This is a genomic window from Desulfovibrio biadhensis, assembly GCF_055388615.1.
Genome location: NZ_AP042477.1, coordinates 3261638 through 3285615 on the forward strand (window position 1 = coordinate 3261638; position 23978 = coordinate 3285615).

Below are 23978 nucleotides of genomic sequence, written 5' to 3' on the forward strand. Positions count from 1 at the left end.
TACAGGAGCCCGAGCTAATGGATGGAATAAACATCAGCAAGGTATTGGACCAACTGGAATCACGCGAAGGTTCCGGTCTTTATGGCAACGACTTTCTGCTTACCTGGGATAAGAATCCGGCTGCATTGTCGGCTGTCCTTGATACAGCTATGGCGCTGCGCAGCCTGCGAGAGCGCAATGTCTCCACCCGCATCTATGATTCGGGCCTCGGTGTTTCCGTATTCCGCGACAACTCCACCCGTACGCGTTTCAGCTTCAACAAGGCATGCAATCTCCTCGGACTCGAGGTGGTGGATCTGGACGAGGAAAAGTCGCAGATCGCCCATGGTGAAACCGTTCGCGAAACCGCCAGCATGGTCTCATTTATGACGGAGGTCATAGGTATTCGCGATGACATCTTTTTAGGCAGAGGGCACACCTATATGCAGGAAGTGGCCGAAGCCGTGAGCGAGAGCTATGCACAGGGTGTCCTGCCGCAGCGCCCGACAGTGGTGAACCTGCAGTCGGACCTGGACCACCCCACCCAGACAATGGCGGACGCCATGCATCTGGTGCAGCATTTTGGCGGGCTGGAAAATCTGCGCGGCAAGAAGCTGGCCATGACCTGGGCCTATTCGCCGTCCTATGGCAAGCCCTTGTCCGTTGCTCAAGGCGTGGTGGGGCTTTTCACCCGCTTTGGGATGGATGTTTCCCTGGCCTATCCTGAAGGGTACAACGTACTGCCGGAAATAGAAGAACTAGCCTCTCGCCAGGCTGCGGAAACGGGGGGCAGTTTCTCTGTCTGCAATTCCATGGACCAGGCTTTCAAGGACGCTGACGTTGTTTATCCAAAAAGCTGGGCGCCCTTCACCGTCATGCAGGAACGCACCAAACTCCTTGAAGCAAGGGACGACGAAGGGCTCAAAGCTTTGGAGAAGCGTTGCCTGGAAAACAACGCAAGCCACATCGATTGGGAATGCAACAAGGAACGTATGGCCCTGACCAAAGGAGGCGAAGCGCTGTACATGCACTGCCTGCCCGCAGACATCAGTGGCGTGAGTTGCAAGCAGGGCGAAGTTACTGCCGACGTTTTCGAGAAGTACCGGATAGAGACATACAAGGAAGCGAGTTGGAAACCCTTCGTCATCGCTGCCATGATGCTGCTTTCGCGTGTGGAGCAGCCTGCCCACGCCTTGCGTCACATGCTGGAGCAGAAAACCCCCCGCGTGCTCTACAGCTAGGGGCGCGTCCTTACAGTAGTCGGGAGATGCAGCACTGGGCGGGCACAGCCCCCCAGGCGCAAATGCGCTTTTACGGGCAGCACTCAAGGTTACCAATAAAAAAGCGTGGCTCCACCCATGGCGGGGCCACGCTTCCATAACAAGTAGCGGGCGGAATACCTTTGTAGCACGAGGTAGTGCAGCTTATTCCTTGCGGTATTCCTTGATACGCCTGTCGGTCTCTTCGACCATGGCCTGTTCCTCCTCCCACCATGCCTGGGATTTCTGGGAATCCAGTTCCTCAACGCTTTTGCCTTGTTGCTCCACCCAGGTGTAGTATTTGAGGTTGTGCCAACGAGCACGATTGAGGCGATCGCCTTCCATGATCCAGTCGGTCTTCTGGCGATGGAAAATGCAGTCCAGACGCGCCAATGCCCGGCAACGATCCAACTGTCCGTGGGATTTCGTAAGGTTGTCCATGACAGAGTGATAGCGGTCTATGGCGTCTGTACAGACGGTGACGATCAGGTCTCTGGGCCCCATGTTGTAGAGCTTGGCCGTCTTGATGGCGCCCAACACGTTGCACACGCCGGAAATGCCGAAAATGGTCGCCAGTTGCTTGGTAAGATCGGCAGGCACGCCCATTTCCTGCATGGCCTCCTGTCCCACTTCGTCCACCAGCACCTGAAGCCCCAGCTTGCACTCCATGTCATCGATGCACATGACTGCATCCATGTTGTTTACATTGTGAATCCAGGTGACGTGCTTGTCCCCGATTCCCTGAATGTCGTGACCGCCATATCCGTTGCAATACAGGGTGGGGCACTGGATAGGCTCCAAACCCACGATGCGATGGTCGGGCCAGATTTGTTTTATGCGGTCCCCCGCCGCAATGGTGCCGGCTGAACCCATGGCGGAGACAAAGGCGGCGCAGGAGCCGTTGCCTACTCCGTGTTCGCCAAGGAGCCGCGCCAACTCAACAATGGTGTTGCCCGTGACATGGTAGTGAAAGCGGTAGTTGGCCATTTCCGAAAACTGGTTCATTATCCGTACGTTGTCCGGATTGCCTTTGGTGAGTTCATGGCATTTGTCAAAGATTTCTTTGACATTGGATTCGCAACCAGGCGTTTTGACCAGACGCGCGCCATAGCTTTCCACAATCTTGAAACGCTCTTCGCTCATTTCCTCTGGCAGGATGACCACCGAGTCAAAGTTCATGCGGCAGCCGACCCAGGCGCCGCCGATGCCATAGTTGCCTGTGGAGGGCCAGACTATGGTATGCGTAGACGGGTCCACTTCGCCGACAATGGCCTTTTCAATGAGCACGGAATACGTTGCGCCCACCTTGTGGCTGCCGGTGGGAAAATCCTTGGCGTAGAGCACTGCGATGGGGGCTTCCACCCCGGTAAGTTCAGGGGGCAGCAACATGAAGCGAATGTGCCCTTCATGATCTTTCCAGGAAATGTTGAAGAGGTTCAAGGGGTCCAGTGGATCAGCCATTGCCGCTTTCAACGCCTGGGCTCGGGTTTCTGGCTCAATGAGGGAGGGATCGAGCATTTCAGCGAAGGTCGGTCCGGTGATCAGGGGTGTCATATGCGTACCTCTTCAGGTTGGTTTCGGAAGCGGTCCAGGCAGGCTGGTCAGCTTCATCCTCCTGGGTAATAGGACATGGCTTCCTGCATGTAGGATTGCAGGGCGGCAATGCGGTTTTCATTCGACGGGTGGGTGGAAAGATATTCCATGGGCTGATTCCGGTTGCGTTGCATCATCATTTGCCAGAACGCCACGGCTTCACGGGGGTCATACCCAGCCTTCGCCATGGTGATAAGACCGATGTAGTCGGCTTCGTATTCCTGCTGTCTGCTGAAGGGCAGGACCACGCCGTATTGCGCACCCAGTCCGAATGCAACGTTGAAAGCCTGTGTGGCGGTGGGGGACATTTCTCCCAGAGCTACCAGGGCCGCCTGTTGCCCCACCTGAGTCAGCAGTATGGTGCTGAGGCGTTCGCCTCCGTGACGCGCAAGGACGTGGCCGATTTCATGGGCGACCACTGCCGCCACCTGATCCACATTTTGGGCTGCATTGAGCAGACCGGTATAGACAAATACCTTGCCGCCAGGAAGGGCAAAGGCATTGACCGTATTCGGGTCGTCCACAACATAAAATTCCCATTGATAGCCGGTGTTGCCAGATACCTGAATGATGCGGCGCCCAATGTCGCGGACCATGTTCACCTGTCTGCCCGACTGCAGCACGCGCTCTTTCTGCATTACTTCCTGGGCTGCCTGGTTGCCGAGCGCGACTTCCTCTTGAGGCGAAACGAGCATGATCTGACTGCGCCCCGTATAGGGTGCCACAGCGCACGCCTGCAGAAACAGGACAAGGGCAAGCAGCGGAAAAAGGCGCACAGCGCGGTGGCAAGAAGAGGTGAGCGTCGACAAAGGCATTCCGTTCTCCAAAAGTAATTGAGCGTAATTTTTTCGGAAAAGCTACAATACTGTACTGTCTGGTGCAGTCATGATCAAGTGGCGCGTTTGTATCTCCGGCTATTTGCCTTGTGTCGCAAGCTGGCTTTGCATACCCACAGCCTGTTCCACGGGCATAACAAATGCTATACCCGTTCCCGGTTCGCAAAAGCGTCCGCTTTTTTCAATGGCGGAAAGCACCTCTTGCACTTTTTCATCCTGTACGATGAACAGGATGATGTCTGTCCGAACGTCAATGCTCAAACCAAAAAAACTTTTGGCTTCGCGTTTGCCCGTGCCCGACGCCGAAATGATGGTTGCGCCTGAAGAACCGACGTCCTTGGCTGCGTCTACGACCTTGTCGGTGAGGTTGGGCTTGACCATCGCCACTATGCATTTGAACGCCATAGGAATCCTCCCCAAAAGAGTGCGTAGTCTTCAGTCTGGTCCAGTAGAACAATCATTATAAACGCTGTTCTTTTCTTTGTATGGCCTTTTTTCGCCTGTACGTGGCGAATTGGGCCAGCTGGGAATAGGTAAGCACCGCCATGATAGCAAAGATATTGGCGAATGCGATCAGCCCGAACCCGTCCAGTACAGGGCTGCGCCCCGGTAATGTGGAAGCGAGCCCCAGGCCCAACGCCGCCACAAGAGGCACGGTAACGGTTGATGTCGTGACCCCGCCGGAGTCATAAGCAAGGGGCACGATCATCTTGGGCGCAAAAAAAGTCTGGACAGAAACCACGATGTAACCCGCCAGAATGTAGACGTAAAGAGGGGTGCCCGAAACGATGCGGAATGTGCCCAATGCAATGCCCACGGCAACGCCGAGAGCCACGGCAATGCGCAGTCCCAGGGAGGAAATCGCCCCCCCTGATGCTTCGTTGGCCTTGTGCGCCACGGCGATAAGTGAAGGCTCTGCAATGGTGGTGGAAAATCCAAGTAAAAAGGCAAAACAGTAAATCCAGAGGTAATCCCCCCAGGAGCCGGTGCCCGAGGCCTGCGCGGCGTTTACAAGTTGCAGCGCCATATTGCGGCCCAAGGGAAAAAGCGCCAGATCCAGGCCAGCCAGAAAGCATGTCATGCCTACGAGGACCAGAACAAAGCCGAAAATCAGGCGTCCAGGCCGCGGAAGAGGGCGTTTGAGCACTGCCATCTGGAAAAAGACGAGAAGCGCAAGAACGGGCACCACATCTTGTGCAGTGGCCAGAAGGAGCTTTAAGGGATTGAAGAGCAGGTCCATATTGTCTCCTCAAAATGCAAAGATGCCGTAGCTGAGGACAAATATCATGGGCATCAGTGTGGCAAGGGCAATGAGCCCGAAACCATCGATGAGCGGGTCCCTGCCGCGGATGGTCCGCGCCAGCCCAACGCCCAGTGCGGTGACCAGCGGCACCGTGACCGTGGACGTGGTGACGCCACCGGAATCATACGCCAGGCCGATTATCTGGTCTGGTGCGAAGATGGTCAAAAGCATTACCAGCACGTAGCCACTGACGATAAGCCGCGGCAAAGGCCACCCTTTGAGAATGCGCAGGACGCCCAATACGATGGCGGCGCCTACGGAAATGGCTACAGTGACGCGGATATGGAGCGCATAGCTGGCCAGGTCGGCTTCGTTGTTGCCTATCATCCCTGCTTCGGCGGCAGCTATTGCGCCCTCCCGGGCAACGGCAATAAGCGACGGTTCTGCTATGGTGGTGCCAAAGCCGAGGGCTACGGCAAACAGCAACAGCCAGAACAGGCTGCCTTTTTGCGCAAACTCTTCAGCAAGCGCTTCGCCAAGGGGAAAGAGTCCCGTATCCAGGCCAACTACGAAAAAACCAAGACCAAGAATGACGAGCCCCAACCCTGCAAGGGTGGTCAGCAATTCGGGGACTGGTTGCTGCAGGATTACACCCTGGAACAGTGCTATCACCGCCACAATGGGCAGAAGATCACGTACTGCGCTCAAAAGGGCGCTGCCCAGCGCTTTGGAGAGTTGAGAAAAGTCGGACATGTTATACGTACATATCCGAAGGATAATTCTATTGCAATGATAGTTGGAGCTTTATTCAGGCAAGGGGGCGGCAGACATACACAGCGCCGATGACTTCGTGCGCATCTTCTCCTGGATTGTGAAAGGGAGACATGGACATGTGGAAATGTTTGTTCTCGTGTTTGAAATGTACGGGCGGGGTGCCGTTGCGTTTTTTGCCACCAGATGATGGGGGGGGCAGGCGGGGTGGTTCTGCAGTGAATTCCTTGAATTCTGCAAATATTTCCTGACAATTGCGCCCCAGTATTTGTTCCCGGGGCAGTCCCAACTGTGCACAGAACGCATCGTTGCACAGAATTACGTCCAGATTGAGGTCGGTGAGAAAAATGAGGTCGCTGACAGCGTTGATGGTCATTTGCAAAAGATCGAGACGCGTGGCAGCTTCTTGTTCTGCATGGATACGGGCGGTCACTTCCTGGATTGCGCCGGCAAGCATGACTTCTCCGTTTTCATCCAGAACGCGGAGGCTTTCATGCAGCCATAGTATGTCGCCGTCCTTGCCATAAGCCTGGTATTCAAAGTCCTTTACTTCGCCCTGCTGTTGCAGCTTCTCCTTGAGCAGGGCGGGGGTGTCGTCTTCGACGTAGAAAAGGTCAGGATGTTCAGCCACGACAAGAGAAAATTCTTCCGGGGAGGCGTACCCCAACATTGTGGCCAGAGTCTTGTTGACAACGGCAAAGCGGTTCTCTTCCGTACCTCGGAAGAGCCCCACCATGGCGTTGTCAAAGAAGTGGCGATAGCGGGTGCGCTGCATTTCCAGTTCTCGTTTGTAGCGATTTTGCCGCAGGGCCAAGCGCAGATTGACCAGCAGCTCCCCAAGCCTCACGGGCTTGTTGATAAAGGCGGCGGCGCCTGAAGTTTCAAGCTGGGGGGCGACAGTTTCAGCCCCGGAACTGGTCATCAGCACCACAGGCAGCATGTGGCGCTCTACGAGCAGGCGGCAGGTCGTAAAGCCGTCCATCCGACTGGTGGGCATGAGGTCCATGAGCACTATGTCGCACGGAGTTGTCGCCGCAGCAGCAAGTGCGGCCTCTCCATCGCTCACACAACCGGCAAGGCTGATGTTGCAGCGCTCCAGAAGGGGCTTCAGGTCACTGACCGTGACTGGATCGTCTTCAACGAGCAACAGGCTGACAGGCTCTTTAAAAGAGTGTGGCACGTACGGTTCTCTTTAGTAGCAGTTCATTCGGGAAAAATATCCCGACGGCATTCGGAGCTATACTTTTGCGTGCATTCACGCAAGGGCGATATGTTCCAAATACCACTATGCCACAAGGCAGCGGCGTCATTCAAGCTGGGAACCGCACCAGCAGTATGTAAAGGCCCCCCCGACGTGAAGACGCGGAGGGGCGCTATATGCAGATAGTGAACAGGCTCAGCGTACGGATTCGAGAGCGTTCTGGCACTCCACACAAAGAGTGGCCGTCGGTTTGGCTTTCAGACGGGCAAAGCCGATGGGCTCGCCACATTCTTCGCAATAACCGTATCCTTCATAGGTCATTTTTTTGAGTGCAGCACGAATTTCCCTAATCAGTTCACTGTTTCTGGCGTGGATAGACGCCTTGATGTGGGCATCGCTGACAAGAGAGGCGAATTCGTTGGCGTCGGCGCAGGTGCTGACGTCCAAATCCAAGGGGTAGCTTTCCAGGGCGAACAGCTGAGCTTCAAGATGTTCTTTGATTTCATGGAACTGTGTCATGGCGCATCCTCCTAAAGGAAATATATGCGCCAGTTTATACGGATACTGTGTTACGAAAACATGTCGCACAGGGACAATTTTGTGCTTGCAATCTGACGGTTAGTCGAAAAAAACACGTTTTCAACAAAAATGGGGTAAGGGAGTGGTTCATTTTTGTCAATATTTTGTAATCATTGGTGTTTAGTCAAGTGAAAAGTGCCTTCACCATGGTCTGAAAGCAAAGATTCGAAAGATTGCTGTGTTTTTAACATTCTAAAATTAAAAGAAAAGTGAGAACTGTTTGACGAATCGCCCCTTTGGTCATTATGGAGAAGGGCCGCAATACACATCAAAAAGCAAGAGGGAGAAAGCATGTGTCGTTTGTTTGCCATCGCCAGCCGTGATCCCGTTTCGCCCATGCTGGCCGTCGAAGCCCTGAATGTTATGAAGGAAGGGCATGACGGCTCGGGTGTTGGGGTTTACCTCAACGGCCTGGGTGGGCCTTTTGCCGAGCTGAAAGACCGCCCTATCCTTTCTGGAATTTTCACCGAGAAAGGCATGACCCGCCTCGACGACTACATGTCTGCAGCTGGGTTTGTTTCCAAATACACTATGGCCATGACGCCTTCCACCGAACCGCCGGCAGGAACGCCTGTGCGGGGCACGTATCTCGCTCGGGCGTATGACATGCCCGCCGACTGGGCTGATCTGCCCCAGTTGGAACGCGATATCAGGCTGGTCAAAATGCGCGTTGAATTGCGCGAACTGGGGCAGGCCCAGAACGATATGATGGTCTTCAGCTTCTGGCCCGATACCATCATGCTGAAGGAAGTGGGCGACCCCATCACCATTGCCGAATACCTCGATCTGGGGCGTGAGGAACTCTCCGCCAGACGCATACTTGCTCAGGGGCGTCAGAACACCAACTACGCCATCAATCTGTATGCCTGCCACCCGTTCTTCATTCAGGGCATCTGCACCATGACCAACGGTGAAAACACCGCTTTCGTGCCCATCCGCGAGTACTTGAGCTCGCGTAATGTGCCGGGTTACATGGGCTACCAGTCCGACTCGGAAGTTTTTACGCATATCATGCACTACACCTTGAAGCAGCTTGGGCTTCCTCTTGCTGCCTACAAGCACATCATCACGCCGCTTACCAGCGAAGAACTCGAGTCGCACCCTGATAAACATTACCTGACCACGCTCAAGAATTCCTGCCGCAAGATGATCATCGACGGCCCGAACTGCATCATCGGCTGCCTGCCTGATGAAAGCATGGTCATGGTTCAGGACCGCAAGAAGCTCAGACCCGGCGTTGTCGGGGGCAAGCCTGGCATCTTCGCGTTCTCCTCGGAGATTTGCGGCCTTAACGCCGCCATCCCCGACCGTGACAAGAGTAAAGATTTTCAACCCATGCACCTGGATACCGCCGTGGTGGGCCCGGAGTGCCAGGAGGTCGCTATATGCCGACAGAATCAACCATTACCCCATCTACACTGAGTGTGAAGGATCTGCCTTGGCAGATCAAATGGGATATTAATACCTGCACGCTTTGCGGCCGTTGCACCTCCGTGTGCCCCGTGAACGCCATTGAAATGGGCGTATTCCGCAAACGTGAAATCGTAACCCCCCAGGCCTTGAGAACCAAGGCCCGTAACGAGTATTCCATCTATTACGGCATTCGCCAGCGCACTGATCCGGCATATTCCTGCATTGGCTGCAGCATGTGCAACATGGTTTGCCCCAACAATGCCATCAGGCCTGAGAGCGAGCACGATACGTCCACAACGCTGAAGTTTCATAACAACCGTGGCGGCCAGGCGCGCACCCGTGGCGGCCGTCGCAATGATACGGGCAGCCTGTTGGATCAGATCAAGTTCATTCGCATTTCCATGCTCACCGACCCGGCATTGGATGCCGGACGTCATGAGTTTGAACTGCGCACCCTGCTGGGGCGCGTTCTGCCGCCTGAAGACGCCTTGAAGGCCGAGACTGAAGGCGCATGGATGCCGCCTCTGCGCGAGATTTATCCGCTTGTCATCGGCAGCATGAGCTTTGGCGCGCTTTCCCCGAATATGTGGGAAGGCTTGCAGATGGGTGTGGCGTACTTGAACGAAGAGCTGAACATGCCTGTGCGCATGTGCACCGGTGAGGGGGGGTGCCCCCCGAGATTGCTGCGCTCTCGCTTCATGAAGTACGTCATTCTGCAGATTGCCAGCGGTTACTTTGGTTGGGACGAGATCATCCACGCCATTCCTGATATGAAGGAAGACCCCTGTGCAGTGGAGATCAAGTACGGTCAGGGAGCCAAGCCCGGCGATGGCGGCCTGCTCATGTGGTACAAGGTCAACAAGCTCATCGCGGCCATCCGCGGTGTGCCTACGGGCGTCAGCCTGCCTAGCCCCCCGACGCACCAGACTAAATACTCCATCGAAGAAGCCGTGGCCAAAATGATCCAGTCCATGAGCATGGCGTGGGGCTTCCGTGTGCCTGTCTACCCCAAGATTTCGGCCACTTCCACGTCTCTGGCCGTGCTCAACAACCTGGTGCGCAACAAGTACGCAGCCGGCTTGGCCATCGACGGTGAAGATGGCGGTACGGGCGCTGCCTACAACGTGTCCATGAACAGCATGGGGCACCCCATCGCAAGCAATCTGCGCGACTGCTACCTGAATCTGGTCAAGGTCGGCAGGCAGAACGAAATCCCGCTCATTGCAGGCGGCGGCATTGGTAAAAACGGCAATCTGGCCGCCAACGCTGCAGCATTGATTATGATGGGCGCCAGCATGGTCCAAAGCGGCAAGTACATCATGCAGGCCGCGGCCGGCTGTCTCGGCTCAGAAGGAGATCGCTGCAACGTCTGCAACATCGGCGTCTGCCCCAAGGGTATCACCTCCCAGGACCCCAGGCTTTACCGCCGGCTTGATCCGGAAAAGGTGGCCGAACGTCTTGTGGACGCCTACCTCAGCTTCGACACGGAATTGAAAAAGATAGTCGCGCCTCTGGGCCGCTCGACTTCGCTCCCCGTGGGCATGTCCGACGCGCTGGGCATCAGCGACTACAACGCAGCCGAAAGGCTGGGCATCAAATACGTGGTGTAGCCGAGGGCTGGAGCAGAATCATAGACGCCAATCCCTGCGCAAAGGCGCAGAGAAGTGTGGAGCAATAGACGATGCAGAAGGATACGATAACGCAAATAAGCGGTTCAGAGAATCATGTACGCCTTGAGTCGCGGGTTCTGGAAAAGATGATCCAGGACGCGGTGACCGAAGGCGCACGGAATCTGGAGATCGAAGCATACGGCCAGCATGGGCTGGGCGGCAGGCTTTGGATTTCCAAGGATGAGCCCATCAATATCAAGCTGACCGGCTCTCCGGGACAGCGTATTGGGTCCATGGGCTTTCCCAACACCAGAATCGAAGTCATGGGACCGGCTTCCGACGATGTGGGCTGGCTCAATGCCGGCGCCGAGATTGTGGTGCATGGCAACGCCTCCAACGGCGCTTGCAACGCCATGGCGCAGGGCAAGGTCTTCATTGGCGGTAATATCGGCGCCCGTGGCATGACCATGACCAAAACCAACCCCCGTTTTGATCCGCCCGAGCTTTGGATATTGGGCGGCGTTGGTGACTATTTTGCCGAATTCATGGCCGGCGGCACTGCTGTCGTCTGCGGCCATGAAGCACAGGACCCCGAAAATGTGCTGGGGTATCGCCCCTGTGTTGGTATGGTTGGCGGGCGCATCTTCGTTCGCGGGCCGCACCAGGGCTTTTCCCAATCCGACGCCAAACAGGAACCCATTGACGACGCAGCATGGGCCTGGCTGGAAGAACACCTGAAGGAATTCCTGGCCGCTTTGGGCAAGGATGATCTGTTCGATACCCTGGCGGTGCGCGAGCAATGGCAGCTCATCATTGCGCGCAGCCCCTATGAACGTAAGGGCAAGGGCCGGCGCTCGATGTCTGAATTCCGCAATGACGTCTGGGACGCAGAACTCGGCAGGGGCGGTTTGATCGGCGATCTTACCGACCTGGACCGTAGCCCCATCCCCCTGATCGTGCGCGGCGAGATGCGGCGCTATGTGCCTGTGTGGGAAAACCGCAAATACATGGCGCCCTGTCAGGCCAGCTGCCCCACGGGAATGCCCGTGCAAGAGCGCTGGCGGCTGGTGCGCGCCGGCCTCATTGATGAGGCGGTCGATCTGGCCCTGGCCTATACGCCGTTTCCGGCCTCTGTTTGCGGCTACCTGTGTCCGAACCTTTGCATGCAGGGGTGCACCCGGTCCATTTCTCACCTGACGCCCATCGACATCAAGGGCATAGGCAAGGCCGGTACTTCCAGCAAGGCGCCTGAATTGCCGCCCATTACTGGAGGGCGCGTCGCCGTCATCGGCGGTGGCCCTGCCGGTATCTCCCTGGCCTGGCAATTACGCCGCAAGGGGCACGAGGCTGTGATTTACGACATGGTTGCGGAGCTTGGCGGCAAGATGTCCACCGCCATCCCCGAGAGCCGTATCCCTAAAGAGGTTCTCGATACCGAACTCAAACGCGTGCGTGAGGTACTGCCTCTGGTGCATATGCAGCAGAAGATGAGCAGGGATCAGTTCGAGCAGCTGCAGGCCGATTATGACTTTGTGGTCATTGCAGCCGGTGCGAACAAGCCGCGCGTGCTGCCCATTCCTGGCAAGGAACGCCTGATCCCCGCGCTTACTTTTCTGCAGCAGGCCAAGGCGGAAGAGGCCAAGGTCGGCAAGCGCGTCGTGATCATCGGCGCGGGTAACGTGGGGTGTGATGTCGCCACTGAAGCGCATCGCTTCGGCGCAGAGGACATTACCCTTATAGACGTGCAGAAGCCTGCCGCCTTTGGCAAGGAAAAGCAGGATGCTGAAGAGATTGGCGCCAAGTTCCGTTGGCCTTGCTTCACCAAGGAAGTCACCGACGAGGGCGTGGTCTTGACCTCTGGTGAGGTGCTCCCCGCCGATACCGTGATCATTTCCATTGGTGACCAGCCCGACCTGGATTTCCTGCCGGAAAACATTGCCACCGAACGTGGGCACATTGTGGTCAATGAACTGCAGCAGACCACGGACAACAAGGTCTTTGCAGTGGGCGACATCGTGCGCCCCGGATTGTTGACCCAGGCCATTGGTATGGGGCGCAAGGCAGCTGAATCCATAGACGAGATCGTAACGGGCAAACGCCCCATGTCTGATACCAGACAGATGATCGACTATACGCGCATGACACTCGAGTACTTCGATCCCCGTATCGTTGAATTCGATGACATGAAAACCTGTGGCGAGGAGTGCTCCTCCTGCGGGTCCTGCCGTGATTGCGGCCTGTGCGAAGTCATTTGCCCTGAGCATGCAATCTCTCGCAAGGAACTCCCCAATGGTGAGTTTGAAATGTACTCCGATCCGGAGAAATGCATTGGTTGCGGCTTTTGCGCCAGCGCATGCCCTTGTGGCATCTGGAGTTTGGTGGAGAATGCACCCATCGGGTAATTTCTCATCCAAGTGAAATAAAAAAGGCCGGGAGCGTGCGCTTCCGGCCTTTTTGTTTTTGGTGGGGGATTATTTGAGAAAGCGGATGGTCAGGGGATACCGGATGGGGCGCCCTTCATTGGCGCGAACAGAAGCCACGATAACAGCAACAATCTGGAAGGCTGCCAATGCAAAGAGCAGGAAAAATCCGATGAACACAAGAACCAGCAGAGCCGCGATGATATAATACAAGGTCATTGTGATCTGAAAGTTCAGGGATTCCTTGCCTTGCTCATTAACGTACGGAAATTCATTGCGCTTGATGAGCCAGACAATCAGCGGTCCTGCAATATGGCCAAAAGGTACGCCCACATATGCACACAAGGACGACAAATGGCAAAGCATACCCCAGTTGGTCGCCTGGCGTTCAAAGTCGCTGCGTTCATCAAAGCGGCTGCGCTCGTCCTGTTCAAAATCAAATCCCTGGTCGCCTGTGTCGTGTGGATCATTCGGCCCGGGAGGAGGGGGCGGTAAAGGCATATTTTTGGCTCGCTTTGGTTGAAGATTGAAAGGTTTGATGCATGATGCACCAAATTAGGTGTGCTAAGCAAGTGAAAGCGGAAATGCAGCAATGCCATACAATAGAAAAACGGGAGAGCCTCGAAAAAAGACTCCCCCGTTGCAAGGTTTTGCTTGAGTTGCAGCGCCGTTGATCATTGCTCCACGGTCAATATGTCTCCGGGGCGCAGTACAGCGTTTTTCTTCAGATTGTTCCAGCGCATGAGTTCTGCAACACTGACCTTGTGGCGTCTGGCAATGTTCCACAGGGTATCGCCATTCCTGACACGGTAGGTTTTACCGGAGGCAGCCTGTTTTTCTGAACCTTTTGGCTTGGCCAGGGGATCGCCACCGGGCTGTAGCTTGGGCTTTTTGGCCGCATCTTTGGGAATGATGATTGTCTGCCCCGCGCGTAAGGATTTTGGAGAGCGCAGGTTGTTGGCTTGCATCAGGACTTTCACGGGAACAAGCGTGCGGTCTGCGATGTGTGAAAGGGTTTCACCACGCTTGATAACGTATTTCTCGCCAGGAACAGGGGGGGCGCTTTTCTTTTTACGTGCAGGCGTCCGTATCTCATCGCTTTCGCCACCAAGTGGAATGGGCACGTAAACAATATCTCCTGGCCTGAGCATGTCGGACCTGGTGTTGTTTGCTTCCTTGATGAGGGAGACTCTGACGCCCGCCCTGGCAGCGATATGGCTCCAGGTGTCGCCGCGTTTTACCTTGTAGGTTGTCAGCCCTTCGTAATCCGGCTTTGGCTGCGGTTTGGAAAGGTACTCTTTTGCCGCGGATTCCTTGCTTAAGGGAATGGAGGCCCAGAATTCTCCTTTAGGAGGGGTGGCGCTGCGGCGAAAGGCCGGATTCAGGTTCCGGAAATCTTTCCAGCTAAGGCCGCAGGCCTTGGCCAGGGCCTTCAGGTTCACGCGGGGGCCGATGCGCAGCCGGGCCACTTTTTGGCGTTTGGCTTCATCTGGTTCACGGAAGCCCAGTTCTTCAAGATTGTTCATGAGTTTTGCCATGGCTAGCAGGCGTGGCACGAACTCCAACGTCTCTTTACGTAACTGTAGCTTGTAGGGCAGGGTGTGATTGCGCTCGGAAAGCTCGAAAAAGTTGTTACTGCCGGTAGCTTGCGCAGCCTTCATGATTTTGGCTTCGCCGGCATTGTAGGAGGCAACAGCCAAAGTCCATTCGCCGAGCATTTCATGCAACCGTTTCAAATATTTGGCTGCCGCCTGGGTAGAAGCATAGGGATCGCGGCGTTCATCCACCCACATGTCGCGGCGCAGGCCGAACTTGCGCCCTGTGGCCGCCATGAATTGCCACATGCCGGCGGCGCCAGCCCGTGAATAGGCCCGCGGATTGAATCCGGATTCGATGAAGGGCAGGTAGGCCAGTTCGATGGGCAGTCCCGCTTCCTTTATTTCGTCAAAAATAAAAGGCAGGTAGGGTTCAGAGCGGTTTACCCAGTTACGGATAGTGCGGGGCACCCTGCGCGTAAGAAAAAGGAACTGTTCCTGGATCAGCTTGGCCGAATAATCATTCAGTGGATACGGGAAATCGAGCTTGGCTTCCAAGGCAGTGCGTTCAGCCTCGGTGAGTTCCACATCCCCAACGAGGGGCCAGTCCTCAGTCAGCTCCTTATCCAGAGGCTCCATAACCTCTTCTTCAACGACGACTTCCTCGACAACAGGCTCCTGCGGCGGTTTTTTGGCCGCACAGGCGCACAGAACGGAAAGGATCAAACAGATAAATAGTATTCTAAATGGCATATCTTCTCCATAAGGATGCGTTCACCTACACGAGGAAGGGGCCTGCTGGCAACCTTTGGGGGCAAGGTATATTATTACAAGGTATTAATGACCTTTTGCCCAGGCGGGAAATTGGCAGGTTGTGTTTGCGCCGGCTTTCGGATAAATCCCCTTTTCCCCCGCGCCTTCAGGAAGTAAACAGTCGCGCCAGCAGCGTGAAGCAAGCAAGGAATATGCAATGCGTCCAAAAGTAGTCATCACCGATCGCCGTAAAAATCGTATTCGCGGCGTCCTCGAGCGCAGACAGAAAGATTTGACCCTGGTCCTTTCCAATATCCATGACTCCCATAATGTATCTGCAGTGTTGCGTAGCTGTGATGCTTTTGGCGTGCCTGAGGTGCATCTATATTATACGACCTCGGCTTTTCCCGTACTGGGGAGAAAGACCTCTGCTTCTGCAGGCAAATGGGTGAACCGCGTGCGCCATACGGATGCCAATGAAATGGTGTCGGGGTTTCGCGAGAAGGGATACCAGATATTGGCCACCGGTTTTAGTGAGAATGCGCGCTCCATTCTGGATTACGACCTGACTCAGCCCACGGCCATCATTTTTGGCAATGAGCATAGCGGCGTGGATGAAGAACTGCGCGAGCTGGTGCCGGATGAAGTGTATATTCCCATGCAGGGCATGGTGCAGAGCCTCAATGTCTCGGTGGCCGCAGCGGTCACGCTTTTCGAGGCCTGGCGGCAGCGCCAGGAAAAAGGGCTGTATGATTCGCCAAGCTATCCGGCGGATGAATTGGCTGCCATTGAGGCTGAATGGCGCAAGATGTAAGCGGGGGGCTATCGTCTATTCTTCAGGCTGCGCAGGGAGTCTGAGCAAGGTATCTGCCCCTGCGCGACGTTCCATTTCCTCAAAAAAAGTCACTGACAAGTGTGGGTAGTCCTTGCTGCGGCGGTGCCCCTTGTCTGTCAATTCCCCTGCGGCATTGAAGACAGCATACTTTGCTTCAATCTCCTCCGCTGTCTTTTGCACCTGGTTCAGGTGGCGTATGGCAAGCGCGGGGGCGATATACGCATTTCCTGCCACACCCACCAGCCGCTCGTGCACGCGGTTGATGAAGTGCACACCCCTTCCTCTACGAAAAAGCCGCAATTGCAGGTCGGGCCAAAGTCCCAGGCCGCTCAGCGCGTGTTCTGTGTCTGGGTAGAAGGTCTGACGCGGAAACCAGTATGCCCCTGTTTGCCGGCGTGCAATCATTGCCGGCAGCACTTCCCAAAATGTCTTGGGCAGGCGTTCGTCAGCATCGAGAAACAGTACCCACTCCCCGTTGCATAGCGAGAGCATGGTGTTACGCTGCGCTGCAAAATCTCCATTCAAGGGGCGCGCCATTTGTCGCAAAGGGCGGTCAGTAGGCAGTGAATCCGGCAAGGTCGCCGTGTCCCAGACAACAGCCAGTTCCAATTGGGCGCCACCAATGTTGTCTGGAAACTGCGCAAAAAAATCGTTCAGGTAGGGTTCTTCCGGCCGTAGAATGGCAGCGATGCTCAGGGAAGGAGCCGTGTCGGTTGGATAAAAGGGAGGAAGCTTCTCTTCTTGCGTGGTTACCAGCATTTTTTGCAATGCGCCAAGGCCAGGGGCGCTCTTTTGCGATACTGCTGGATTGCGCAAGGGAATGCACCCCTTGATGCCGCCAAAGGCATGTAGGAGCAATGTGATTGCCCACAAGGAGGTGTCTGTGAGAAGCAGACGTTCTTTTGCATCGCCTGATGCAGGGGCAAGCCAATCCAATCGCTGCGGCGCATGGGTAAGAATGCCATGTACCAGCCTGGGGTCTTGCTCGACAACAACAAGCCCGGAGGCAGGGGGCATTGCATTGGCCACTGCCTTGGCAAAGAGCCCGTCTCCCAGACCAAGCAGCACAAGAGTCGCCGGCGCGTGGTCGCTGCGTTCAAGCGTTCGCAGCATACGTTTGACGGCGCGCTCCGTCTGCGTGCCATCCAGGGATGGTGCGGCAAGTGCCTCTATCGCACAGGGCGGATGGAAGGGCAGCAATGCCTGGGAATACTCCAGGAAAGGGTGGGGCGCGTTCTCATTCATGCGTCACACCATTTATTCCGGAAGCTCGCTTGCGTCTTCCAGGTCCTTTCCCATGGCGTCCAGCGCGAGAGCCTTGGACGTAAAATCCTGGTCAAGCAAGCGGCGGCACCGCGCAGCCATGCGTTTCAGGTCCTGCTCCTCATACTTGTGCTCCAGCTTCAGCTTGTTCCCGTGAACATGGGATTGGGCAGCCGGACTCTTGGCCTGTGAAAGGCTGGAGTATTGCACGTGGCGAATGGATAGCCCCCCGTGATAAATGGCAACATGGCCTGCGCTGAAGGCGCGCATGTCGCGCTCCAAGTCGTCGAACTGCGTTGGGGCGAATCGAATATCAAAGTCACCGTGGCGAGCAACGCTGTCCATGCTGAGCAGGTGGCAACATCCCGTTACAGAAATGCAGGGGCGGGTGTACCGGAACAAGCCGCTGTCCCGTGCGCCCAGGCCGTTGTTGTATACAAAAACGCGCTCCTGAAAATCGTTGAAGCCGCTGCTGCATAAAGAAGGGTCCAACAGAGAGAAGTCAGCCGCTTGCAACACCCTGGGACGTTTGTTGCGAACAATGCGACACCCCACGGCGCTTACGTTCCGGTTGGCCTCCGCCTGCGCCAATAGGCTGGGCAGCCAGTCCTTGGGCAGGTACACGTCATCATCCAGAAAGGCCACATAACGGCTGTCCCGAACGCCTGGATGGTGCAGCAACCAATTGCGCGCCTGAGGTGCGCCTATGTTGACGGGCAGGCGCACTATCTCCAGCTCTGGCAGATCTGCACGTTCTTTCCACTGCTTGCGCGCCCGCGCCAGGATATCTGGCGTGTCGTCGGTGGAGCCGTTGTCGAGGCAGATAACCCGTGCTCCATTCAGGATGCTGTTCGCAAGGGACTCCAGAGTGCGCTCAAGGTCGTGCCCCTTGTTCCAGGAGTATAGCAGTACGCACGTTTGGACATAACATTCCAGGTCTGGTGCAGGCGGGGGGGGCGACAACAGATCGTAGGCAGTTAACCCTGCGTTCACATGCCAAGGCATGCGTTGCCACATTTTGCGATAGATAGCACCTGCAGTGTGGCGGGCGTTGCTGGATGCGCGCCCTCCGGTTTCGGCTTCCGAGGCCTGCAGCAGCAGGGATGCTCTGGCGGCTTCGCGCCATAGCCCGAATACCCCCGCGTCCACTGATTCAATGACGGGCAAAGCCTCGTGAGGCGGCAAAGAGGCCATGGCCAGCTCGGCTTGCAGACGTTTAGCTGCATGGGGAAGGGATGCAAGAGCCTTGTTGCGCTCCAATAATTCTGCAGCAAGCTCAGGCATGCTTTCATCAAGAAGTAACGAAAAAATACGCCCCAACCAGAAAAGGCCGTGCCCGCTTCTGTTGATCAACTGTACATAGACTTCCGGCAAGGAACCCGTCTCTGCAGCCTCACTCAGAGGGGTTATCAGATCCTCATCCTGATCCGGTAATTGCAGGTGCCGATCCATGATGGACGCCACCACACGCCCCTCCGGAGAGAGTTCGTCAGCCTGTTGCGCCAGAGAAGCCGCCCCTTGCAGAAAAGTCTTGTCCAGGGGGTTCTGCTGCCAGGCCCAACACAGCATCTGGGAGGCCATGTGGATGTATTCCGGCGCCTTTTGTATCAAGGCTGTGGCATGCTGCACGAGCTGCATCTGGTTGGAGGTCCCTTCCACGCCATAGATCAGGGTGGGGAGCTCGTGCTTGGCGCGATGCAGAAAAGGGCGGGTCGCAAGCAAGTTTTTTCTGGGCATTGCTGGTCCGGTGGCAAAGGGTTGCAGCGCCGGATTTCTATGCTGAAGGGCGCGGGAATTCTTGCCTTGTCCCCTGTAAATGGTGCAGTATAGAGGGTACCGCGCCAGATTGCGAAGGGCGCGGCATATTGTCAAGGATTACGAATAAAATGTTTGCATGGCACTCCCTCCCGGAATGGTTGCCCGAATCGCTGCAAGAAGGGCTGCTGCACGGTACTGTGGGTAAGACCCATCTTACCGTGCTTGCTGGCCGCGCTTTGGAGGCGAGCGCCGCCGCAGGGACAGCAGATGCCGCAAAGCTGCGGGACCTGGGTGTGGAGCTGGCCCGGCTGGCCTGGGAAAACGATTTGTTTGACGCAGGCATGGCGGCCAACCATGCCAGGGTTGCGCCTTCTTCTCCAGGGGCGCAACTTGCCGCTGCCGTGGCCGGCGGGCACAAGCGCCCGGATGATCTCAGCTACCTCATGCGTCTGATAAGCAAGGGCGACGCCGCACTGATCCGCAATTATTTGGAACAGCAATGCCGCAAAGAGCCGGGAAACCTCTTTTGGTTGCAACAGGGGATGGTGCGCGCGGTATATGAAGGCGAATGGGAATGGGGGCAGAAGCTTTTGGAAACCGCCCATGATTCACCCTTTGCAATCCTGGTAGCCAAGGCAGCAGCTGATTTGCTTTTGTATGCAGGGCAAAATGCCCAGGCGGCGGAAGCCTACGCCCGTGTTGCACAACATGATATTGTGGACGTTTCCTTTCCCCTTGGCGAGGCGCTGTTCCGCGCCGGAGAGCGGGAAGAGGCTGTCGCCATCTGGCGCAAGGCCCTGGAGCAAATGCCCTGGCATGTAAATTTGCTGCTGCGGCTGCATGATGTCGCTCTTGGACTGGATAAAAAGGTCGAGCAGCCTGCCGGGGGTGTTGCCGTTCTTCTCTACACCTGGAACAAGGCCGCCGATCTGGAGCAGACCCTTGTAGCGCTGGCGCCATCGCTGGGGGAAGGCGTCAAACTGCTGGTGCTGGATAACGGAAGCACTGACGAGACACCTTTTGTTCTCGAAAGATGGCAAGAGTTGCTTGGCGCAGCACGGATGCGCAGTCTGCGGTTGCCTGTAAACATCGGCGCGCCCGCCGCCCGCAACTGGCTGCTGCATGAGCCAGAAACCTTGCGCTCGCGTTGGGTGGCGTATATAGATGATGATGCTCCCTTGCCAGAAAATTGGCTTGGGCGTCTTGGGGCTGCAGCCACGGCGTATCCTGAGGCTGGAGTGTGGGGATGTAAAGTGGTATATGCTAGTAATCCTGTAATGTTACAGCATGTAGACCTGCACCTCACAGACCCCCGTGAAGTGGTGCAGGAACCCTACGCGCCCAACTATGCGCGAAAATTTTCTTTGTCGAATCTGCAAATTCAGGTTGCGAATCAGGGCCAGTTCAGTTATTTGCGGCCCTGCACATCTGTTACAGGGTGCGTGCATTTGTTTTTGCGCGAACGCCTGGAGGAGAGCGGGGAGTTCGATCTGCGGTTCACCCCGTCGCAATATGATGACGTAGAACATGACCTTCGTCTGGCCTTGCAAGGACGCATCGCGGTATACCAGGGACACCTGGAGGCGCCGCATCTGAAACGCAGTGGCCGGGCGGCAATGAAGGACCCGAAGGAACAAGCCAGAGCGCTGGGCAATCTGTATAAGCTGCAGATGCTCTACAACCCGGAGCAGATCGACGGGTTGCGGAGCTGGCACCGGAGAGCGCTTCTGGCGGATATTGAGGCAAAATCCCTAAGGTTGTAGCAGCTTGCATCCTTAAGGGGGAAGCAGCTAGGCTGATGGAGCCAATTCGCGCGTACGCGAGACAAGGCTGGGAATGTATTCCCCACCTTGCAATAGTGTTCTGCGTGAAATTATTTTTTGCCAAGGCTTGACAACGTCGAGTCGTTGGACTAACTAGCTCCGTCTTTGCAACCAAGATAATATTGGAACACAGTACGATTATCGGAGGACGCGCATGCCGACCATCAACCAGCTCGTGCGGAAGCAGCGGGCCGAAGTGTTGAAACGTAAGAAGACCCCCGCCCTGCAGGCTTGCCCGCAGCGGCGTGGCGTGTGCACACGCGTGTACACGACTACCCCGAAAAAGCCCAACTCCGCACTGCGCAAGGTCGCACGCGTGCGCCTGACCAACGGCATCGAGGTGACGGCTTACATCCCAGGTGAAGGACACAACCTTCAAGAGCACTCCGTGGTTTTGATCCGCGGCGGCCGTGTGAAGGACCTTCCCGGTGTACGTTACCACATCGTTCGCGGGTCGCTGGATACCGCAGGTGTGCAGGACAGGCGTCAGAGCCGTTCCAAGTACGGCGCAAAACGGCCCAAATAGCCAATAGTCATGGAGTAGCCACATGCCTCGCAAAGGACCAGTCCCCAAGCGTGAGATCATTTCAGATCCCATTTACAACAGCCGTCTCGTCGCAAAGTTCATCAACCGTCTGATGATCAGCGGCAAGAAGAGCACGGCTGAGCGTATTTTCTATGATTCCGTTCAGGTGCTCGGCGAAAAGGCCAATGAAGAGCCCCTGCGCGCCTTTGAGAAAGCCCTTGATAACGTCAAGCCGCACATGGAAGTCAAAGCCCGCCGCGTGGGTGGTGCGACCTACCAGGTGCCCATGGAGGTTCGCCCTGAGCGGCAGCTCTCCCTGGCTATCCGGTGGTTGATCAACTACTCCCGCGCTCGTGGTGAGAAGGGCATGGTCAGTCGTTTGTCTGGCGAGCTGCTGGATGCTTTCAACAACCGCGGGGGTGCCGTGAAGAAGAAAGAAGACACCCACCGCATGGCGGAAGCTAACAAGGCTTTTGCCCATTACCGCTGGTAGGAGAAGTACAGTGGCTCGAGTAGTACCAATAAATATGCAGCGCAATATCGGCATCATGGCCCATATTGATGCTGGTAAGACAACTACTACTGAACGTATTCTCTTTTACACCGGCGTCTCGCACAAGATCGGCGAAGTGCATGACGGCCAGGCCACTATGGACTGGATGGTTCAGGAGCAGGAGCGCGGCATTACGATTACGTCTGCCGCCACCACGTGTTTCTGGCGCGACCACCGGATCAACATCATCGATACGCCGGGCCACGTTGACTTCACCATGGAAGTCGAACGCTCCCTTCGTGTCCTCGACGGCGCCATCGCCGTGTTCGACGCAGTCGCAGGCGTTGAGCCCCAGACCGAAACAGTCTGGCGTCAGGCTGACCGTTACAAAGTTCCTCGCATGTGCTTCGTCAACAAGATGGACCGCATCGGCGCGGACTTCTTCCGTTGCGTGGATATGATGAAGGATCGCCTGAAGGCCAAGGCTGTTCCCCTGCAGATCCCCATCGGTGCCGAAGATCATTTCGACGGCATCATCGATCTTATCATGGGGCACGCGATCATCTTTGATGATACCACCAAGGGCGCACGCGTCAGCTACGAGCCGATCCCCGAAGATTACCAGGACCAGTACGAGTCTCTCAGACTCGAAATGCTGGAAGCCATTGCTGAAGAAGATGAAGCCCTTCTCGAGAAATACCTCGGTGGTGAAGAGCTCTCCTCTGAAGAAATCATCGCTGCTTTGCGCAAGGCTACCATCAACCTGAGTGTTGTGCCCGTCATGTGCGGTTCCGCTTTCCGCAACAAGGGTGTGCAGCCTTTGCTTGACGCGGTTGTCGACTACTTCCCTTCGCCCCTGGATATCGCTTCCATGGTTGCTGCGGATGTTGACGACGAAGAAAAGAAGATCGAATGTCATTGCGATGACAACGAACCTCTCGCCGGCCTGGTCTTCAAGCTTGCTTCCGACCCCTTTGTCGGTCACTTGTCCTTCGTGCGTATCTATTCCGGTTTCATTGAGAGCGGTATGACCATTCTCAATGCCACCACCGGCAAGAAAGAGCGCGTTGGTCGTCTGATGAAGATGCACGCCAACAAGCGTGAGGAAATCAAGTGGGCGGGCTCTGGTGACATCGTCGCCTGTGTCGGCCTGAAGACTGTTTCCACCGGTGATACACTCACCGACATGGGGCGCCCCCTTGTGCTCGAATCCCTGGATGTACCCGAGCCGGTCATCGAGGTTGCCATCGAGCCCAAGTCCAAGGCTGACCGTGACGCACTTTCCAATGCCCTGGGTAAGCTGGCCAAGGAAGACCCTTCCTTCCGTGTTACTTCCAACGAAGAAACCGGCCAGACCCTCATCGCTGGTATGGGTGAGTTGCACCTGGAAATCATCGTTGACCGTTTGACCCGTGAATTTCAGGTCAACGCCAACGTTGGTAAGCCTCAGGTTGCCTACCGCGAAACCATTGGCGGACCTGCCAAAGTGGACCACAAGTACGCCAAGCAGTCCGGTGGTCGTGGTCAGTACGGTCATGTCGTCATCGAGGTAGATCGCAACACTGAAAACAACTACGAATTCGAAAACAAGATTGTCGGTGGTGTCATCCCCAAGGAATACATCCCCGCTGTTGACAAAGGTATCCAGGACGCCATGAAGAGCGGTGTACTCGCCGGCTTCCCCGTCATCGATATCAAGGTCAGCCTTGTTTACGGTTCCTACCACGATGTGGACTCCTCGGAACAAGCCTTCTACATCGCTGGTTCCATGGCTTTCAAGGAAGCCTGCCGCAAGGCCAAGCCTATGCTGCTGGAGCCCATCATGGCTGTCGAAGTCGTGACTCCCGAAGAATATCTCGGTGATGTCATGGGCGACTTGAACAGCCGTCGCGGTAAAGTTCAGAATATGGAGTCGCGTGCCGGCTCTCAAGTTATACGTGCAGATGTCCCCCTGGCGGAAATGTTCGGCTATGCCACAGACCTGCGCTCCAAAACGCAGGGCAGGGCCACTTTTACCATGCAGTTCGACCACTACGAGCGCGTGCCTGCCGGGCTTGCCGATGAAATCATCAAAAAGAAGTAGCGGGA

At 56.0% G+C, this 23978-nt stretch carries 20 protein-coding genes; 9 read left to right on the forward strand and 11 right to left on the reverse strand.

The window, feature by feature from the left end:
* Window positions 1-17 precede the first annotated feature (17 nt).
* A complete protein-coding gene (gene ygeW / locus ACZ5EH_RS14045; protein WP_464274507.1) occupies window positions 18-1220 on the forward strand; it encodes a knotted carbamoyltransferase YgeW in 1203 nt (400 codons plus the stop codon).
* Between the two features lie 183 nt (window positions 1221-1403).
* Here the strand turns inward: ygeW and ACZ5EH_RS14050 are convergent, their stop codons facing one another.
* The 7 genes from ACZ5EH_RS14050 to ACZ5EH_RS14080 form a co-directional block, all read right to left on the reverse strand.
* Window positions 1404-2792, reverse strand: a complete 1389-nt coding sequence (locus ACZ5EH_RS14050) for a PLP-dependent cysteine synthase family protein (RefSeq protein ID WP_464274508.1) — start codon at window positions 2790-2792, stop codon at window positions 1404-1406.
* A gap of 53 nt (window positions 2793-2845) precedes the next feature.
* On the reverse strand, window positions 2846-3646 hold the full coding sequence (locus ACZ5EH_RS14055; RefSeq protein WP_464274509.1) for a M48 family metallopeptidase: 801 nt from the start codon (window positions 3644-3646) through the stop codon (window positions 2846-2848).
* Between the two features lie 99 nt (window positions 3647-3745).
* Window positions 3746-4072, reverse strand: a complete 327-nt coding sequence (locus ACZ5EH_RS14060) for a P-II family nitrogen regulator (RefSeq protein ID WP_464274510.1) — start codon at window positions 4070-4072, stop codon at window positions 3746-3748.
* A 55-nt stretch (window positions 4073-4127) separates the two neighbouring features.
* Window positions 4128-4907, reverse strand: a complete 780-nt coding sequence (locus tag ACZ5EH_RS14065) for a DUF1538 domain-containing protein (RefSeq protein WP_464274511.1) — start codon at window positions 4905-4907, stop codon at window positions 4128-4130.
* A 9-nt stretch (window positions 4908-4916) separates the two neighbouring features.
* Window positions 4917-5663 carry a DUF1538 family protein gene (locus tag ACZ5EH_RS14070; RefSeq protein ID WP_464274512.1) on the reverse strand — a complete coding sequence of 249 codons (747 nt, stop codon included), beginning with the start codon at window positions 5661-5663 and terminating at the stop codon, window positions 4917-4919.
* Window positions 5664-5718: 55 nt separating this feature from the next.
* On the reverse strand, window positions 5719-6861 hold the full coding sequence (locus ACZ5EH_RS14075; RefSeq protein ID WP_464274513.1) for a response regulator: 1143 nt from the start codon (window positions 6859-6861) through the stop codon (window positions 5719-5721).
* Between the two features lie 216 nt (window positions 6862-7077).
* Window positions 7078-7401, reverse strand: a complete 324-nt coding sequence (locus tag ACZ5EH_RS14080) for a TraR/DksA family transcriptional regulator (protein ID WP_464274514.1) — start codon at window positions 7399-7401, stop codon at window positions 7078-7080.
* Window positions 7402-7752: 351 nt separating this feature from the next.
* Between ACZ5EH_RS14080 and ACZ5EH_RS14085 the strand changes: the two genes are divergently transcribed.
* The 3 genes from ACZ5EH_RS14085 (at window position 7753) to ACZ5EH_RS14095 (ending at window position 12886) form a co-directional block, all read left to right on the forward strand.
* Window positions 7753-8883 carry a class II glutamine amidotransferase domain-containing protein gene (locus ACZ5EH_RS14085; protein WP_464274515.1) on the forward strand — a complete coding sequence of 377 codons (1131 nt, stop codon included), beginning with the start codon at window positions 7753-7755 and terminating at the stop codon, window positions 8881-8883.
* Window positions 8847-10484 (forward strand): glutamate synthase-related protein, encoded by a 1638-nt coding sequence (locus ACZ5EH_RS14090; protein WP_464274516.1) that lies wholly within the window; start codon window positions 8847-8849, stop codon window positions 10482-10484. Before ACZ5EH_RS14085 ends, ACZ5EH_RS14090 begins: the two co-directional genes overlap by 37 nt.
* A gap of 71 nt (window positions 10485-10555) precedes the next feature.
* The gene (locus ACZ5EH_RS14095; protein ID WP_464274517.1) at window positions 10556-12886 is read left to right on the forward strand and encodes an FAD-dependent oxidoreductase; all 2331 of its coding nucleotides are present in this window, start codon (window positions 10556-10558) and stop codon (window positions 12884-12886) included.
* A 69-nt stretch (window positions 12887-12955) separates the two neighbouring features.
* Here ACZ5EH_RS14095 and ACZ5EH_RS14100 read toward each other — a convergent pair whose 3' ends face one another.
* Both ACZ5EH_RS14100 and ACZ5EH_RS14105 read right to left on the reverse strand, forming a co-directional pair.
* Window positions 12956-13405 carry a DUF4870 domain-containing protein gene (locus ACZ5EH_RS14100; protein WP_464274518.1) on the reverse strand — a complete coding sequence of 150 codons (450 nt, stop codon included), beginning with the start codon at window positions 13403-13405 and terminating at the stop codon, window positions 12956-12958.
* Window positions 13406-13578: 173 nt separating this feature from the next.
* The gene (locus ACZ5EH_RS14105; RefSeq protein WP_464274519.1) at window positions 13579-15192 is read right to left on the reverse strand and encodes a LysM peptidoglycan-binding domain-containing protein; all 1614 of its coding nucleotides are present in this window, start codon (window positions 15190-15192) and stop codon (window positions 13579-13581) included.
* Between the two features lie 217 nt (window positions 15193-15409).
* Here ACZ5EH_RS14105 and ACZ5EH_RS14110 point away from each other — a divergent pair, with 217 nt between their 5' ends.
* Window positions 15410-16006 (forward strand): TrmH family RNA methyltransferase, encoded by a 597-nt coding sequence (locus ACZ5EH_RS14110; protein ID WP_464274520.1) that lies wholly within the window; start codon window positions 15410-15412, stop codon window positions 16004-16006.
* Window positions 16007-16021: 15 nt separating this feature from the next.
* Here ACZ5EH_RS14110 and ACZ5EH_RS14115 read toward each other — a convergent pair whose 3' ends face one another.
* Both ACZ5EH_RS14115 and ACZ5EH_RS14120 read right to left on the reverse strand, forming a co-directional pair.
* On the reverse strand, window positions 16022-17272 hold the full coding sequence (locus ACZ5EH_RS14115) for a glycosyltransferase (protein ID WP_464274521.1): 1251 nt from the start codon (window positions 17270-17272) through the stop codon (window positions 16022-16024).
* A 12-nt stretch (window positions 17273-17284) separates the two neighbouring features.
* Complete coding sequence (locus tag ACZ5EH_RS14120) at window positions 17285-19027, reverse strand: glycosyltransferase family 2 protein (RefSeq protein ID WP_464274522.1); 1743 nt, start codon at window positions 19025-19027, stop codon at window positions 17285-17287.
* 149 nt (window positions 19028-19176) lie between these two features.
* Between ACZ5EH_RS14120 and ACZ5EH_RS14125 the strand changes: the two genes are divergently transcribed.
* From ACZ5EH_RS14125 to fusA, 4 genes are all read left to right on the forward strand, one after another.
* Window positions 19177-20811, forward strand: coding sequence for a glycosyltransferase (locus ACZ5EH_RS14125; RefSeq protein WP_464274523.1), 1635 nt, complete (start codon window positions 19177-19179; stop codon window positions 20809-20811).
* Between the two features lie 214 nt (window positions 20812-21025).
* Window positions 21026-21397, forward strand: coding sequence for a 30S ribosomal protein S12 (gene rpsL / locus ACZ5EH_RS14130; RefSeq protein ID WP_464274524.1), 372 nt, complete (start codon window positions 21026-21028; stop codon window positions 21395-21397).
* Between the two features lie 22 nt (window positions 21398-21419).
* Window positions 21420-21890, forward strand: coding sequence for a 30S ribosomal protein S7 (gene rpsG, locus ACZ5EH_RS14135; protein ID WP_464274525.1), 471 nt, complete (start codon window positions 21420-21422; stop codon window positions 21888-21890).
* A 10-nt stretch (window positions 21891-21900) separates the two neighbouring features.
* The gene (gene fusA, locus ACZ5EH_RS14140) at window positions 21901-23973 is read left to right on the forward strand and encodes an elongation factor G (RefSeq protein WP_464274526.1); all 2073 of its coding nucleotides are present in this window, start codon (window positions 21901-21903) and stop codon (window positions 23971-23973) included.
* Window positions 23974-23978 lie beyond the last annotated feature (5 nt).